Consider the following 15,423-nt stretch of genomic DNA (forward strand, 5'->3'; position numbering starts at 1 on the left):
CAACAGCAACTACGGCGGCAGCGTCTACCAGGACTTCGCGCCCGGCGCCAAGGGCAACCTCAAACCCGGCCTCAAGAACCAGAACGCCTCCCACCAGTTCGGCCCGTCGTCATCGGCGCGCGTCAACATGTCGTACGCGCTGTACAACACGGGCGGCGGCTACGTCAGCTGCGGCTTCGACGGTTACGTCCACACCTCCGGCCGGCATGAGGGTATCGACATCAAGCGCAGCGTGGGTTCGGCTGTCCATGCCCTGGTCAGTGGTCAGATCATCAACGTCGTACACGGACGTAACGGCGGCTCCGGGCTCTCCACGATCGCCGTCTACAACGCCTCGCTGAACAAGACGATCATCTACCTGCACTCCGCTCCGCTGTCCTCGCTGCGTGTGGGCCAGCAGATCGCGCGCGGCCAGATCATCGCGAACGAGGCGTGGCACGGAGTGTCGTCCAGCGGTGCCGCGCACACCCACGTCGAGATGCGCCCCGGACGGCAGAAGCTCGCCGCCAAGAGTGTCGGCGACCCGCATCTGAGCAACCCGAACCCGAACTCGTTCTGGATCTCCCAGGGCTACAACGTCCGCTAGCGCAGCGCGGCCCCTGACGAAGAGGAAGGCACCTGTGTCTCCACGAACTGCACGGCTGATCTCGCCCCTGGCCGCGGCGGTGCTCGGCGGGGCGGTGCTCGCCACCGCCTCGCCCGCCTCGGCGGCCACCCGCAACGGCGTGTGCGAGACCGGCGAGTTCTGTTACTACTTCAACAGCGACAACCAGGGATCGGTCTCCGACTTCACCGGATCGGTCGGCGACTACGGCACCCGGCAGCCCTCCTGCTTCGACTTCAAGGGGCCCGGCGCCGGCAAGGGCAAGTGCGTCAAGAACGCCGCCGCCTCGGTCTGGAACCGCAGCGCCAAGACCGTCCGCGTCTACTACAACAGCAACTACGGCGGCAGCGTCTACCAGGACTTCGCGCCCGGCGCCAAGGGCAACCTCAAACCCGGCCTCAAGAACCAGAACGCCTCCCACCGGTTCCTGAGCTCCGCACCGCCGACCGGCTGCAAGACCGACGGCACGCACAGCAAGCTGCCCACGACGATCCTCGTCTACCGGGAGTCCCTCAATCGCGTGGACCGGGTGGAGTTCAAGACCTACGTGAAGAACGTCCTGCCCAACGAGTGGCGGTCGCACTGGCCGAGGGAATCCCTCAAGGCCGGGGCGATCGCGGTCAAGAACTTCGGCTGGTACTGGGCGCTGAGGTCGGCGAGCAAGACGCCGAGCGGCCAGTGCTACGACGTCACCGACCACACGTCCAGCCAGATGTACAAGCCCGGCTCCGCGACTGCGGCGACGAACGCCGCGGTGGATGCGACGTGGGGCATCCGGATGACGCGCAGCGGGAAGATCTTCAAGGCCCAGTACTGTTCAACGACGACGGCGTGCCGCCACTGGGTCACCGGCGACTGGATGTCGCAGAACGGTTCTCGCGACAAGGCCGAGGCGGGCTGGAGCTACTCCAGGATCCTCAAGTACTACTACAAGGGGATCGCTCTCACATCCTGAACCCGCTGAGACCGTCCGCTCCTGGTTCCCCGCCGTGCCGTGCACGGCGGGGAACAGGCGTCAGCCGATGATGATCTGAAAGTTGAGCGGCCGGCCTCCGGGGAATGCGACCCGTCCCGAACCCTCCATCATCTTGAACCGCACGTAGCACAAGCCCGGCTTGCTCGGCGTGGTGATGTCGGTCCTGATGTCGACCATCTCTCCCGGTCGCGTGTCCTTGATCGGTACGTCGGGGACGGTCTGGCACTGGTCGGGCTGCTGCGGGAGGTCGAGGCGATGCAGCGAATATCCCTTCCACGGCACGGTCCCGGCGTTCTTGAGCCGCCATACCTTGGTCACGGTCTGGCGGGGGCCGACGCGCGTGCAGTCGGGGAGCGTGATGTCCCCGATGAACTTCGCCGAATCACCCTCGTGGGCGGGCGGGCTCCACGGCGGGTTGGTGGGGCGCACCGGGCAGTCGGCCGCCGACAGCCCGGTCTGCGATGGGCTCTCGGACGGGTTCACGCTGTGCCCGTCGGTCCCGGAGCCGCGATTGACGGCGACCGCGATGACGACCACTGTCGCCACACCGACGGCCGCCACTGCGAGCGCGGCCGCAGCCGGACGGGCCGGCCGGAGTCGCCCCCGGCCCCCCGGCGCAGCGGGGACCGGCCGGACGCCACCCGCGATCTCGTCGGGCGGTGGCGGCGTGAGCAGAGATGCCGGGGTCTCACCAGCCGGCCGCGAGGCGTGCGAACCGGTGGCGCCGTGCACGGTAGGACCTTCCGCGACGTCCGCGACGTCCGCGACGGAGGCGTCGAGTCCATCGGGCGGACGGGCCGCCAAGGTGCCCGCGCGGTTCGAAGGATCTGCGGCGCTCGCCGATCTGACCGCCAGGTTCGCTCTCTCCCAGCGTTCGCGGTACGCGGCCGGGTCCGCGCCGCACGCCTTGACGAACTCGACGGTGGTCTCCCAACTGGGGAGCCGGTTACCCTTCGTGGCCTCGTGCAACGTGGTGTGGGAAATCGCCCCCGACCGGCCAGACATTTCTCGAAAAGGTGGGTTGCCGACCGATTTGCGAAGTTCTCGCAGTGCCGCCGCGAAGTGCTCGATGGCCTCCGCCCGTGCACGCATGTCGTCCACCCGGGTGAAGCTAACAGCGCCCACGGTGTCCGCTCAAGCTTACGGAACATCTCGCATACGTCCTCCTGCGCCTCGCCATGTGCCCCGAGCCGACGTGGACGTGGTCGACGGGGCACGCCTCGATCCGCTTCCCGCGCCGGCCGCGGACGGAAGGAGCCGGGGTCCCATAGGAATTCCCTATGACCCCTGCTGACATTTCTTCTTTGATTCTCGTTGTTTTCCGGCCGTACGGTGAAACAGCTCGACGGGGCGCCCGCCGCGATTTTCGGAATGTGCGCGTCGTCGGCTTGTTTTCGACAACTGTTCACGAGCACAGGAGGACGCGATGCCGCTCACCCTCGACACCTACCGGCTGCTGGGCCGCTCCGGGCTGCGGGTCTCGCCGCTGGCGCTGGGTGCGGCGACCTTCGGCACCGAGTGGGGCTGGGGCGCCGAGCAGGACGAGGCGCGGAAGCTGTTCGACCTCTACGTGGAGCGAGGCGGCAACTTCATCGACACCGCCAACACCTACACGAATGGCAGCTCCGAGCGCCTGCTGGGGGAATTCACCCGCGACAACCGCGAAAGCCTGGTGCTGGCGACGAAATACTCGACGCTGCGCCGGCCCGGTGATCCCAATTCCGGAGGCAGTCACCGCAAAAGCCTGTTCGCGTCGGTGGAAGCCAGTCTGCGGCAGCTGAACACGGACTACATCGATCTGCTCTACCTGCACGTGTGGGATTTCACGACGCCGGTCGAGGAAATCCTGCGCGGCATGGACGATCTGGTCCGGCAGGGCAAGGTCCTATACGTGGCGATCTCCAACGCACCGGCCTGGCAGGTGTCGCGCATGCAGGCGATCGCCGACCTGCGCGGCTGGTCACCGCTGGTCGCGCTGCAGATCGAATACAACCTGATCGACCGTGCCGGGGAACGTGACCTGATCCCCATGGCACGCGAGATGGGGCTGGGCGTGATCCCCTATTCGCCGCTGGCCGGCGGGGTGCTCACCGGCAAGTACAGCCGCGACGACCTGATCGCGGCGAACGTCGCGTCCGGCGACGGGACCCGCAAGGACTTCAACGTCGCCCTGGGTTCGGTCACCGGACGCAACCTCGCCATCGCCGATGTCGTGAAGGAGGTCGCCGCGGAGATGGGCCGCACACCCGCCCAGGTCGGGCTGGCCTGGGTCCTGCGGAACCCGGGCGTGACGGCACCGATCATCGGCGCACGCACTTCCGCACAGCTGGAGGAGAATCTGGGCGCCCTTGAGGTCGACTTCACCGCCTCCCAGCTGGCCCGCCTCGACGAGGCCGGCGCGATCGAACTCGGTGCTCCGCACGACATGCTCGCCAGTGACCACATCCGTACGGTGACCATGGGCGACCTGAAGATCGAAACCCGCCGCTGACACCCCGCTCGGCCGTCAGGACACCGGTGAGAAGGAACTGGATTCGTACCAGGTCTCTTGACGCAGAAGTTCGAGCAGGGCCGTCTCCGCCGGGCCCGCGCCGGGCCGGACCGCGGCGACCACGGGCTGGGACACGACCGGGAACACCGGGCGCGCGAGGTGCTCGTAGCCGTGGGGCACCGCCGAGGCCGGGACGAGCGTGACCCCCAGCCCGTGGGCGGCCCAGTGCACGGCCGTCGCCGTCTGGGATACGCGGGCCACCGTGGTCGGGGTCAGCTCGTTGTCTCTCAGCACGTCCCGCAGCACGCCGTCGAGCGCGCTGTTGTGGTCGAACCTCACCCACGGCTCCCGCTCCAGGTCGCGCAGCTCCACCCGGTCGGCGGCGAGCTGCCGGTGCCCGGCGCCCAGCACCACGACGAACTCCTCGTCACCGAGGTGGTGGCCCTCGTACAGCTCTTCCCCGCAGGGCCCGGCCACCAGGGCGAGGTCCAGCACGCCCCGGCGCGCCAGCCGCTCCAGCTCGGCGAGGTTCGGCTCCTCGAAGACGGTGACCTCCAGCCGCGGGAAGCGGCGGCGCAGCGCGCCCAGCGCGCCCGGCAGCTGCCGCGTGCCCAGGCCCATCTGCGCCGCGACCACCAGCTCGCCCACCAGCTCGTCGGCGCCGGCCCGCGCCGTCGCCCTCGCCCGCCGCGCCGCGCTCACCGCCGCCTCCGCCTCTCGCAGGAACGCACGGCCGACCACGGTGGGCACCAGCCCGGTCGGCGTACGGGCGAACAGTTGCACGCCGAGTTCCCGCTCCAGGCCGCGGATCTGCTGGGACACCGACGGCTGAGCGACGTGCAGCACCTCCGCCGCCGCCGTCACCGAGCCCTCCTGGGCGACGGCCAGGGCGTACTCGAACTGACGAAGGCTCATCGGCTCTCGTCCCTTCCCTGCTGTGGACCGCCGTCCATCCCGATGTTTCTCTGTAATCACAGTAATCGCTGTAACAGGGGATGAATATCAACCACCGTATTCGCTCTACGCTTGTTGACCCAGCCGCCTCCTTCGATCTACGTTTGTCGAGCCGAAATCCGCGCCGATCGAGGAGGCGGGATGCCCGCGACTCCACGCGACCTGCTCGACCGCTTCCACCAGGCGATGCTGGACTTCTCACCGGATGCGCTTGCCGATCTGTTCGCCGCTGAGGCGATCTACGAGTTCGTGTTCTGGACGCCGCATCGCGGTCCGTCGCAGCGGTACGACGGGCGCGAGGAGATCCGCGCGGGCTTCAGAGCGGCATGGGGGACAGTGTCCAAGCCGCCGCTGACCGGATTACGCGAGGTGTGCGTTCACGAGACGGCCGACGCCGAAGTGATCATCTGTGAGGGTGAGATGGACGCTGTCAACCACGCGACCGGGCGGCCGTTCACTTCCCGATTCGTGCTCGTTCTGCGCGCCCGCGACGGCCGCATCGTCCACGTGCGCGACTACTCTGACGTGTTGCGGACCGCGGCGGGGCTCGGGCGTCTGACGCAGCTCTTCGATCAGGTGCACGCCGAGTCGGCGCCTTGAAGGGCTCCGGGCCAGACCGTTCGCCATCGTCTGCCGGTGGGGCCGGCAGCGAGGATGCTCGATCCGTGGCCGGCTCTTCGCGAGCAACTTCCCTAGCCGCCGACCTGGTGGCCTTCGCCGGCACCCGCGCCGGCGTACGCCGCGGCCGGTGGGGCCACGGCGTACGCCGGATGTTCGTCAGCTGGTGCCGCCGGTCACCGTGGTGCCGGACTTGGTGATGTAGTACGTGACCTGCGCTCCGCTCCAGAAGTGGAAGGTGAGGGTGACGCGGCCGTCGTTGACCTCAGCGAAGAAGTCGGGTTTGAGAATGATCGTGTTGGCGCTGTAGTCGGGCTGGAAGTGGTCCCAGAAACCCTTGTAGGGGGTCCAGTTGGCCGGTCCGGCGGGGCTGCCGTCGGCGTACTTGGCCTCCATGGTGGCGAGCTGGTCGCCGCGGAACTGGGTGGGGATGGCGAATGAGGAGGTCGTGCCGGTGGCGGCGGCCTGGGTCGGCGGGTCGGAGGTGATGATGCTGATCTGCCACGGCGCGCCCTGGGAGAAGCGGGCCTCGATGGTGGCGTTCACGCCGTAGGCCCGGTTTCCGGCCAGCCGGGTGAGGGCCGCCGCGGTGAGGGTCAGGGTGTTGCCGGACACGGTGTAGTCGGCGCCCTCGGCGAGGGTGGCACCGCCCTGCCGCAGGCCCTGGAACGCGGTGCCGTTGAGGTTGAGTGTGAGCGTCTTGCTGGTGATCGCGCCGCTGCGGGGCACGTACACCTGGTCGGACGAGGCCGTGCCGGAGCGCGTGGTCCAGCCGGCCTTCATCAGGTCGTATATGCCCTGGTCGCGCCATCGCAGCTCGTTGCGGTTCAGGAACTGGCCCGCGTCCCAGAGCATGGTGGTGAGCTTCCGGATGCGGGCGTGGTAGCCGACGGCCTCGATGAACTTCAGGAATTCGCCGCGTTCGATGATCCCCGGCCGGGTGTGGTCGTAGTTGAGCAGCGCCCATTCTCCGACGATCACGGGGATCCCGTGGGACACGAACGTGTTGTACACCCGGTCGAAGGTGCCGACGAGGTCCTGCTCGACGTTGCTGTCGTACCGGGTGCCGCCGGCGATGTTGACGCTGAACGGCCACCACCCGTAGAAGTGCACCGTCGCGGCGAGGTTGGGGTCGTGGAGCTGGTTGAAGGTGGCCGTCAACGCGTCCAGCCGGGCCTGTTCGGCGTTGGTGTTCAGGGTGGGCAGCACGAGCAGCCGGGTGGCGTTGCCGCCCCCGGACCCGCGCACCAGGTGGACGAACGCGGTGTTGAGCTCGTTCAGCACCTGATCGCTCTCGCTGTCGCCCGAGGTGCCGGTGAACTGCGGCTCGTTGATGCTCTCGAACACCAGCTTGGGCGAATAGTCGCGGAACGCGCCGGCGATCTGCCTCCACAGCGCGGTGTACCTGTTCATCACGGTCGTACGGTCGCCGGGGTAGGTGTTGATCCACTGCCAGGAGTCGTGATGCAGGTTGATCATCACGTAGAAGCCCTCGGCCAGGGACCAGTCGACGACCTGGCGGATGCGGTTCAGCCAGGCGGCGTCGATGGTGTAGTCAGGCGCGGGGCCGTGGTGGTTGCTCCAGGTCACCGGGATCCGGATGCTGTTGAACCCCTGGGACCGCACGTGGTGGAGCAGAGCCTGGGTCGTCGGCGGATTGCCCCACGCCGTCTCGTCGGGGATCGCGTCGAAGGTGTTGCCCAGGTTCCAGCCGGGTTGCATCGCGGCGACCATGGCCATCGCGTCGCCCGGCTGCGGCGACGGCGAGGGCGACGCGGACGGCGACGGGCTGGGCGACGGCGAGGGGGACGAAGACGGGCTGGCGGACGGTGATGGTGACGGCGACCGCGACGGGCCGGCGGAGGGTGACGGGCTGGGCGACGGCGAGGCGCCGGTGTCTCCGGTGCAGGTGACGCCGTTGAGCGTGAACGCGGCCGGCGCGGTGTTGCTGCCCGACCACGACCCGTTGAAGCCGAAGGAGACCGTCCCGTTGGTCGCGACGGCCGCGTTGTAGCTCGCGTTGACGGCGGTGACCTGGGCGCCCGACGAGGTGACCGTCGCGTTCCACGCCTGGGTGACCTGCTGCCCCGAGGGGAACGTCCAGGCCAGTTTCCACCCGTCGACCGGGTCGCCGAGGTTGGTGACGCTCACGTCGGCGGTGAAACCGCCCGGCCACTGCGCCGAGACCGCGTACGCCACGCGGCAGCCCGCGGCCGCTTGGGCGTTGACGGCCGTCACCGTCCCCACCGCGAGCAGCGTGATCAAGGCCCCGATGACCGCGCTGACGCGCAGACGGGCTCTTCGTACGTCGAACAGATCCACGGTCACTCTCCCTTGTGCGCGCCAGCCTTGGACGGCACCGATCGGCACCTGAGAAACTTTCTCAAAAAATCGCTGGAAACATAGCAGTGGGATCTATCCAGGACCACAGTCCGTCGCCGTGGACGCGAATGGACGTAGGGGAATGCCGACAGCGCAGGTGCCCGCAATCGCTTGAGTCCGTCTTCGGCGAGGTCACCGACATGATCGCTTTCTCTCGTTCGTCGCCCAGAAACTCGCTTTAGAAAGTTTCTCGGCATCGATTCTGAAAATTTCAGGTACACGCGGCGTCGCCGGAGCGGCTAGCGGAATGTGCGCCGCCGATTCGACCGTTCGGCGACACGAGCAGCGCGACGTTCATGCGAGGCCCGACGGGTTATCCTTGCGCCGTGAAACGGCCCGCGGCGGCTGACCGGGTGGGGGACGGCACGGCGCGATCCCGGCGCCGGGCCGGCGAGGAAGGGGGCCAGTTGTCGTACGCCGAGCCGCACGGACCGGCTGCCGACCACGAGCGCCCGAAAGGCGACCCGGCCCGACCCGTGACGATTTCCTACATCGCGGAGACCGCCGGGGTGTCGGTCCCCACGGTGTCCAAGGTGATCAACGGCCGGGCCGGCGTGTCCCCGGATACCCGCGCCCGCGTCGAAGCGCTGATCAGCGAGTACGGATACCGCAAGATCAACCGCAGGAACATGATGGAACTCGTCTTCGGCGAGCTCGAGGACATGTGGGGAATCGAGATCATCCGCGGGGTCGAGCGGGTGGCCCGCGAGCACCGCGTGGGGGTCGTCCTGACGGAGTTCGGCCCGCGACGCGACACGGGGGAACATCCGATCGACGAGACGCTGGCCCGTCGCCCTGCCTGCGTCGTCACGGTGGCCCAGCTGTCGGAGGAGCAGCGCGACCAGCTGCGCGCCAAGGACATTCCGTTCGTGGTCTTCGATCCCACCACCGAACTGCCGGACGGCGTCCCCTTCGTCGGCGCGACGAACTGGGCGGGTGGCCGGTCGGCCACTCGCCACCTGATCGAGCTCGGACACCGCCGGATCGCGATGATCGCCGGGCCGGACCGGGTTCTGTGCTGCCGGGCCAGGCTGGACGGGTATCGCTCCGCACTGGAGGCCGCCGGCCTTTCCGTCGACCCCGGCCTCGTCGTCCGCGCCGACCTCACCAAGGAGGACGGGCGGACGGCTGCGATCGGTCTGCTGAGCCGCGCGGAACGCCCCACGGCGATCTTCGCCTGCAACGATCTCCAGGCGCTCGGCGTCTACCAGGCGGCCCGCGAGCTGGGAGTGCGGATTCCGGTGGACCTGAGCGTGGTCGGCTTCGACGACCTGCCCATCACCGCCCTCGTCGATCCGCCGTTGACCACCGTCCACCAGCCGCTCATCGAGATGGCCGCGGCCGCCACCGAGCTGGCACTCGCCCTGGGGCGGGGAGAGGAGACACCGCAGGTGGGTCTCGAGCTGGCCACCACCCTCACGGTTCGGGAGAGCACCTCCCCGCCGGCCCGTTCGTCTGAGTGACGTTCCGTCTGGGCGGTGGAAGATCGGCCGGCGCTACCGGCCGGCCAGGGACGACGCGAGCTTGAGCCAGCTGTCGAGGGTGCCGGCGGCGGCACCGCTGTCGACGGCGCGGCGCGCGTCCTCGAGGCAGGCCGCGAAGGCGTCGCGCAGACTCCCGCCGAAGCCGCGGTGAGCGGCGAGGGCCCCGGCCGCGTTGGCGAGGACGGCGTCGCGTGCGGCACCCGCTTCACCGGCCAGGACCCGGTGGACGACCGAGGCGTTGTAGGCCGCGTCACCGCCCCGGAGCGCGTCCTGCGCGCTGCGCGCCAGCCCGAAGTCGGCCGCGTCCAGCGTCTCCTGCCGGACGTCGCCGTTCTCGGTGATCCAGACGCTCGTGGGCGCGGCGGTGGTGATCTCGTCGAGGCCGTCCTGCCCGCACACGACCAGGGCGCTCGCGCCCCGTTCCGCGAGGACGTTCGCCAGGGCCGGGGCGAGGGCGGGGTTGGAGCAGCCGACGAGGGCGGCACGGGGACTGGCGGGGTTGGTCAGCGGCGCCAGGTAGTTGACGGCGGTGGGGACGCCGAGCGCCTTGCGCACCGGACCGGCGTAACGCAGCCCCTGGTGGAAGCGCGGGGCGAAGGTGAAGCCGATGCCGACCTCGCGCACGCACCGGGCGATGTCGTCAGGCGCGAGATCGAGTGGCAGCCCCAGGGTTTCCAGGACGTCGGCGGCGCCGGCCTTGCTGGACGCCGATCGGCCGCCGTGCTTGACCACCGGGGAGCCGGCGGCGGCCACGACGATCGCCGCCATGGTGCTCACGTTCACCGTGTGGGCGCCGTCGCCGCCGGTGCCGACGATGTCGACGACCTGCGCGCCGTCGACGGGCAGGGGCACGACCCGTTCCATGAGGGCGTCGAGCATGCCCCTGAGCTCCGCGGCGCTCTCGCCCTTGGCCCGCAGGGCGACCAGGAACCCGGCGAGCTGGGCGGGATCGGCCGCGTCGTCCATGACCTGCCGCATGGCCCATCGCGTGTCGTCCGCGTCGAGGTCCTGCCCCCGCAGGAGCGTCGCGAGCAGGCGGGGCCAGGATCGGGACGGCTGGGTCATGAAGGTCCTCTCGACGTGGGCACGGCGGTCGGGCGGCGCGCGCTCCCAGCGTAGCGACCGGCATCGTGATTCATCGGCATGAAGCCGCCTGACCTGGCCGAACTCCACGAATTCGCGCGAGCGGCGGCCCTTTCCGGGTAGCGGTGACACGAACGGGAGAAATGGAAGGCTGTCATGCGAGCGACCTTGATTTACGGCGCCGGCGACGTGCGCGTGGAGAACGTGCCCGACCCGGTGATCGAGCAGCCCACGGACGCCGTGGTGCGGGTGCTGCGCGCCTGTGTCTGCGGCAGCGACCTGTGGCCCTATGGGTCGCGGGCCGCCACGCAGCACGGCGACCGCATCGGACACGAGTTCCTCGGGGTGGTCGAGGAGACCGGCGCCGAGGTGCGCGGGCTGAAACGGGGCGACGTGGTGGTCGCGCCGTTCGTCTGGTCCGACAACACCTGCGACTTCTGCTCCGAGGGCCTGCAGACGTCGTGCCGGCACGGCGGGATGTGGGCCAGGGACGGCGTCGACGGCGGCCAGGGCGAGGCCGTGCGCGTGCCGCAGGCACAGGGCACGCTGGTGAGACTGCCGGTGGCCGAGGACTCGGTTCTCCTGCCGTCGCTGCTCACCCTGTCGGACGTGTTCCCCACCGGCTACCACTGCGCGGTCAGAGCCGGCGTGAACGCGCGTACGACGGTGACCGTGATCGGTGACGGCGCGGTCGGCCTGTCGGCGGTGCTGTCGGCCAGGCGGCTGGGCGCCGAGCGGATCATCCTGATGGGGCGGCACGAGGACCGCACCGACCTCGGCCGCGAGTTCGGCGCCACCGACGTGGTCGCCGAACGCGGCGAGGAGGGCGTCGAGAGGGTCAGGGAACTGACCGGCGGCGACGGCACCCACGCCGTGCTGGAGTGCGTCGGGCTGGAAGAGGCCGTGGAGACCGCCTTCGGCGTGGTCCGCGACGGCGGCGTGGTCAGCCGGGTCGGCGTCCCCCAGTACGAGAAGGTGCCGATGGGGTCCCGGGAGTTCATGAGGAACATCACCCTGACCGGCGGTGTCGCACCGGCCCGCGCCTACATCGAGGAACTCCTGCCCGACGTGCTCGACGGCACGATCGAGCCGGGCCGCGTGTTCGACCGCACCGTGAGCCTCGGCGAGGTGCCCGACGGCTACCGCGCCATGGCCGCCCGTCAGGCGCTGAAGGTGCTCATCACGCCCTGACCCGTCCGGCTCCGCGGGCGGCGGTTCCGGCGGGGTAGCCTGGCTCGAAGATCGAGACGAGGGGGAGCGGGCCGGTGCTGCCGATCGCCGAGATGCTACGGGTGCTGAACGCGCTGGACGAGGCCGGATGCGAGGTCTGGGTCGCCGGCGGATGGGGGATCGACGTCCTGGTCGGACGCGTCACCCGGGAGCACCACGACCTCGACCTGCTCCACCGCGCCGAACAGGAGCGGCTGGTGGTCGGTGCGCTGGAGTCGCTCGGGTACGCCGAGCGGCCCGGTGCGGTGCCCGGGCGGCCGGCCAGGTTCGTCATGACCGACGGTGAAGGGCATGAGCTCGATCTCCATCCGCTGCACGTCGCGGAGGACGGCTCGGCCGTGCAGCACCTCGACGACCGCGGCGCGGCGCTCCACTATCCGGCCGCGGTCTTCGTCACGGGCACGATCGAGGGCGTGCGGGTGCGCTGCCTGTCCGTCGGTCAGCAGGTCGCCTTCCACCAGGGTTACGAGCCCCGCGACCGCGACCTGCACGACATGGCGAGCCTGCGTTCGGTGTTCGGCGTCACGACGCACTTCTGACCGGCCCACGGGATGAGCCGGGGGGCGAGCGGTCAGGTCGCGTACAGGAGCGACAGCGGCTGCGACGGCTTCCGATCGCCCAACTGCGTGGCGGTCCTCCCGATGTAACGGCTCAGGGAGCGTGCCAGGTGCGGCTGGTCGAAGTATCCGAGCCGGTGGATCACGTCGTGGACCGGCACGCCCTCCTGGATCAGGACCGCCGCCCGCCTGGCGCGATCGATCTGCCGGACGGCGCCGCGGGTGAGCCCGGTCGCCGCCAGGAAGCGCCGCTGCACGGTGCGTTCTGACACGTCCGGCGGCGCGCCGCGGAGCACCGCGGCGACGAGCGGGTCGCGCTCCACGACGCCCTCACGCACCAGCCGGTTCACGAACGACTCGGCGTTGTCGTAGTCGGGCAGGTGCCAGGCGGAACCCTTCAGCCAGAAGGACCTGCGCGTCGTGTCGGGGATCTCGGCGGACCCGTCGACGAGCCGGTCGAGGGGAAGATGGGGCATCGCGGTGCCGAGGGAGAAGCTGATCCCGAAGAACGTGGCGTCCTCGGGAACGGGGGCCTGGCTCGCCCTCGTCTCCGGCCCCTGGACGGAGGCGCTGACCTGGCCGCGGTGCTCCCAGAAGACAAGATCCCAGTGGGCTGTCGCGACCGCCGTCATCTGCTCCACGTCACGGCTGCTGCTGCGCCACACCCGCTCGATGTACGGCGAGTCGGACGATCGACTCTCGATGTCCAGGCCCATCCGGGCAACTCCTCCTGACGCGCGGAAAATGGTCATGCGGGCCGGTCCAGGCCGTTCTCCCGACAATGGTAGGTCCCCGATCCGACGCCGGCCCGGTGTCGGAAGGCAGGGCCGATTCCGCCCTCACATGGGGCTGATCCGGGTGTTGCGGATGTGCTCGTAGACGATCGACGTGCGGACGTCGGCGACTTCGGGCCGTTCGGTGAGCCTGTCGATCACGAACGCGTACAGGCTGGCGTTGTCCGGCACCGCCACGTGCACGATGAAGTCCTCCGTGCCGGTCGTCACGTAGACGCCCAGGGTGTCGGGGAGCGCGCTGACCCAGTTGCGGAAGCCCTCGATGTTGCGCCGCGAGGGGGGACGCACGCGGATGGCGATGAGGGCCTGGACCGGGCGCCCGATCTCCGCCAGATCGACGTCGAGGATCGCTCCCCTGATGACGCCACGCTGACGGAGCGCCCGCGTGCGGTCGAGTGCCGTGGTCGGCGAGACCCCGACCGCGGCGGCGACGTCACGGTTGGTCTTCCGTGCATCCGACTGCAGTTCCGCAAGGATCGCCTTATCAAGTTCGTCCATGCCCGCCCGCACACCCCTGATTCCGATACAAATACGGATTCCTTGCAGCTCAATCGTACGGGTGCCTAGCATCAACGGCATACGTCCGAATGCATGGATAGGAGGCCGGGATGACGGCCGACGAACAGACGATCCCGGGTGTCGGGTTCGCCCCCGAGGAGATCGACCCGGCCCTCCCGACCCGGGCGGCCCGCCTGAAGTGGGTGATCGTGGTCGACCGCGACCTTCCCGCGGGCCGTGCCGTGAACGCCGCCGTCTGCGTGGCCGCGGCGACCTCGGCGGCGGTGACCGGGCTCCTCGGCGACGACGCGGTGGACGCCGGCGGCGGCACCCACCCCGGCCTGCCGTGGGCGGGCTGCTCGGTGCTGGCCGCGGACGCCGCGACGCTGCGTGCCGTCCGTGCCAAGGCCGCGGCGAACGCCGGGTGCTTCGTGGCGGACATGCCCGCCGCGGCCCAGCAGACGCGGGTCTACGCCGACTACCTCGCCACGATGAAGGAGACCGCTGCCGACGACGTCGAGTACTACGCGGTCAGCGTGGTCGGGCCGCGTAACCGGGTGGACAAGATCGTGGGGAAGCTGCCCCTGATGCCGTGACCCGGCATCCCGGGGTCAGGAGCCGGGCGCGCGCAGGTGGCGGGTGTCCACACGGTGTCCCGCCTCCTCCAGGACGGTGATCGCCTCCTCGATCCTCGGCTCGGGCACGAGGACCAGGTCGGCGTGGAACGTCGAGACGACGAACACCGAGATGGCCGCCTCGGCCAAGGGATCCACGATCGCCGCGAGCATGCCCGGGACGTCCAGTTCGTGTCCCGTGCCCCCGCCGTACAGGCCGATCCAGCGGTCGCCGGACCCCGTCGGCCAGGTCTCGCGGACCACGGTGAGGCCCTCCGGGGCGCGGACGAGCGCGATCCAGTCGTCGTCTTCGGGGAACGTCGCCTGCGGCAGATGCTGGACGGCGAACACGGACGGCACGATGCCGAGCTGCTGGGCGGCGGGTGAGGTCATGAAACGTGTGTAGCAGAGCCCTCCGACAAGACAGCGGCACGACGCCTAGACCTGGGACCACTCGATGATCGAGGCGACCAGCAGCGGCCCGTCGAAGGAGTCGGGGGTGAGGGTCACCCCGGTGATCCTGGCGGCGAGCGCGAACGCCTTCGGGAGCGCGTCGTCCCACCGCGTGTCCCAGGCCGCCTTGCCTGTCGTGGCGGTCAAGGGCAGCCCGACCCTGCGCATCGGCTCCTTCAGCCGATCGGGGTCGCTGCCCCGGCGGTTGACCGACGCGTGCGGCGTGAAGGCGGTGACGATCTCGCCGTCCACGGCGTACAGGAAGCTGTGCTCGGCGTAGTCGTGGCGTCCGACGGCCACCGCCTCGCATCCCTGCGAGAGGCGCGCCAGGTTCTCGCCCAGCGTCGTGTGCCAGCCGCACGGTTCGACCGCCACGCTCCACTCGCCGATCCGGGTGATGCCGACGTATCCGCCGCCGTCGCCGCCGTCGGTCTCCTCGATGAACTCGGCGACCTCGTCGTCGAGTTCGTCCAGGCTCATCGAGCGGACCGCCGCTCCGGCGGGTTCGAAACGGGCCGCGACATCGGCGGGCTCCATCCCATGGAAGAACGACACGCTGAAGATGTCGCCCAGCGGGTTGCGCACGTTGTCCGTCGCCGGGGCCGTCAGCCACCGAAAGGGGGCAAGACGATCGGGCACCTGGGCTCCCTTGGTCGTTTCGCGACATCGTGGCAGCCGCCGCCGA

At 69.7% G+C, this 15,423-nt stretch carries 16 protein-coding genes; 8 read left to right on the forward strand and 8 right to left on the reverse strand.

Annotation, left to right across the window (positions count from 1 at the left end; translation table 11 throughout):
* Together ABZ860_RS01045 and ABZ860_RS01050 are read left to right on the forward strand one after the other, a co-directional pair.
* Positions 1-586 (forward strand): M23 family metallopeptidase (locus ABZ860_RS01045; RefSeq protein ID WP_357213237.1); only part of this gene is annotated, 586 nt, incomplete at its 5' end.
* Between the two features lie 34 nt (positions 587-620).
* A complete protein-coding gene (locus tag ABZ860_RS01050) occupies positions 621-1,559 on the forward strand; it encodes a SpoIID/LytB domain-containing protein (RefSeq protein WP_357213239.1) in 939 nt (312 codons plus the stop codon).
* A 60-nt stretch (positions 1,560-1,619) separates the two neighbouring features.
* On the opposite strand, the gene ABZ860_RS01055 is transcribed toward ABZ860_RS01050, so the two are convergent.
* Positions 1,620-2,672, reverse strand: a complete 1,053-nt coding sequence (locus tag ABZ860_RS01055) for an NBR1-Ig-like domain-containing protein (RefSeq protein WP_357214702.1) — start codon at positions 2,670-2,672, stop codon at positions 1,620-1,622.
* Between the two features lie 334 nt (positions 2,673-3,006).
* Here ABZ860_RS01055 and ABZ860_RS01060 point away from each other — a divergent pair, with 334 nt between their 5' ends.
* Entirely contained in the window at positions 3,007-4,071 is a 1,065-nt protein-coding gene (locus ABZ860_RS01060) for an aldo/keto reductase (RefSeq protein WP_357213242.1), read from the forward strand.
* A gap of 15 nt (positions 4,072-4,086) precedes the next feature.
* Here the strand turns inward: ABZ860_RS01060 and ABZ860_RS01065 are convergent, their stop codons facing one another.
* Positions 4,087-4,986, reverse strand: coding sequence for a LysR family transcriptional regulator (locus ABZ860_RS01065; RefSeq protein WP_357213245.1), 900 nt, complete (start codon positions 4,984-4,986; stop codon positions 4,087-4,089).
* A gap of 111 nt (positions 4,987-5,097) precedes the next feature.
* Here ABZ860_RS01065 and ABZ860_RS01070 point away from each other — a divergent pair, with 111 nt between their 5' ends.
* Positions 5,098-5,625 (forward strand): nuclear transport factor 2 family protein, encoded by a 528-nt coding sequence (locus ABZ860_RS01070; protein ID WP_357213248.1) that lies wholly within the window; start codon positions 5,098-5,100, stop codon positions 5,623-5,625.
* Between the two features lie 177 nt (positions 5,626-5,802).
* Here ABZ860_RS01070 and ABZ860_RS01075 read toward each other — a convergent pair whose 3' ends face one another.
* Complete coding sequence (locus tag ABZ860_RS01075) at positions 5,803-7,965, reverse strand: cellulase family glycosylhydrolase (protein ID WP_357213250.1); 2,163 nt, start codon at positions 7,963-7,965, stop codon at positions 5,803-5,805.
* 386 nt (positions 7,966-8,351) lie between these two features.
* Between ABZ860_RS01075 and ABZ860_RS01080 the strand changes: the two genes are divergently transcribed.
* Positions 8,352-9,488: a LacI family DNA-binding transcriptional regulator gene (locus tag ABZ860_RS01080; protein ID WP_357213253.1), complete on the forward strand. Its 1,137-nt coding sequence runs from the start codon at positions 8,352-8,354 to the stop codon at positions 9,486-9,488.
* Between the two features lie 33 nt (positions 9,489-9,521).
* Here ABZ860_RS01080 and trpD read toward each other — a convergent pair whose 3' ends face one another.
* Positions 9,522-10,574, reverse strand: coding sequence for an anthranilate phosphoribosyltransferase (gene trpD / locus ABZ860_RS01085; protein ID WP_357213255.1), 1,053 nt, complete (start codon positions 10,572-10,574; stop codon positions 9,522-9,524).
* Positions 10,575-10,748: 174 nt separating this feature from the next.
* On the opposite strand from trpD, the gene ABZ860_RS01090 reads away from it, so the two are divergent.
* On the forward strand, positions 10,749-11,783 hold the full coding sequence (locus ABZ860_RS01090) for a zinc-dependent alcohol dehydrogenase family protein (RefSeq protein ID WP_357213258.1): 1,035 nt from the start codon (positions 10,749-10,751) through the stop codon (positions 11,781-11,783).
* A gap of 74 nt (positions 11,784-11,857) precedes the next feature.
* The gene (locus ABZ860_RS01095) at positions 11,858-12,361 is read left to right on the forward strand and encodes a hypothetical protein (protein ID WP_357213261.1); all 504 of its coding nucleotides are present in this window, start codon (positions 11,858-11,860) and stop codon (positions 12,359-12,361) included.
* 32 nt (positions 12,362-12,393) lie between these two features.
* Here the strand turns inward: ABZ860_RS01095 and ABZ860_RS01100 are convergent, their stop codons facing one another.
* Both ABZ860_RS01100 and ABZ860_RS01105 read right to left on the reverse strand, forming a co-directional pair.
* Positions 12,394-13,095: a helix-turn-helix domain-containing protein gene (locus tag ABZ860_RS01100; protein ID WP_357213264.1), complete on the reverse strand. Its 702-nt coding sequence runs from the start codon at positions 13,093-13,095 to the stop codon at positions 12,394-12,396.
* A 123-nt stretch (positions 13,096-13,218) separates the two neighbouring features.
* Positions 13,219-13,671, reverse strand: a complete 453-nt coding sequence (locus tag ABZ860_RS01105) for an Lrp/AsnC family transcriptional regulator (RefSeq protein WP_357213267.1) — start codon at positions 13,669-13,671, stop codon at positions 13,219-13,221.
* A 110-nt stretch (positions 13,672-13,781) separates the two neighbouring features.
* Between ABZ860_RS01105 and ABZ860_RS01110 the strand changes: the two genes are divergently transcribed.
* Positions 13,782-14,267 (forward strand): DUF2000 domain-containing protein, encoded by a 486-nt coding sequence (locus tag ABZ860_RS01110; RefSeq protein ID WP_357213269.1) that lies wholly within the window; start codon positions 13,782-13,784, stop codon positions 14,265-14,267.
* A 15-nt stretch (positions 14,268-14,282) separates the two neighbouring features.
* Here the strand turns inward: ABZ860_RS01110 and ABZ860_RS01115 are convergent, their stop codons facing one another.
* Positions 14,283-14,678: an ACT domain-containing protein gene (locus tag ABZ860_RS01115; RefSeq protein ID WP_357213271.1), complete on the reverse strand. Its 396-nt coding sequence runs from the start codon at positions 14,676-14,678 to the stop codon at positions 14,283-14,285.
* A 45-nt stretch (positions 14,679-14,723) separates the two neighbouring features.
* Positions 14,724-15,377 (reverse strand): DUF6461 domain-containing protein, encoded by a 654-nt coding sequence (locus tag ABZ860_RS01120; protein ID WP_357213273.1) that lies wholly within the window; start codon positions 15,375-15,377, stop codon positions 14,724-14,726.
* Between the last annotated feature and the right edge of the window lie 46 nt (positions 15,378-15,423).

The sequence above is a fragment of the Microbispora sp. NPDC046973 genome, assembly GCF_040644495.1.
In the GTDB taxonomy this organism is placed as follows: domain Bacteria; phylum Actinomycetota; class Actinomycetes; order Streptosporangiales; family Streptosporangiaceae; genus Microbispora.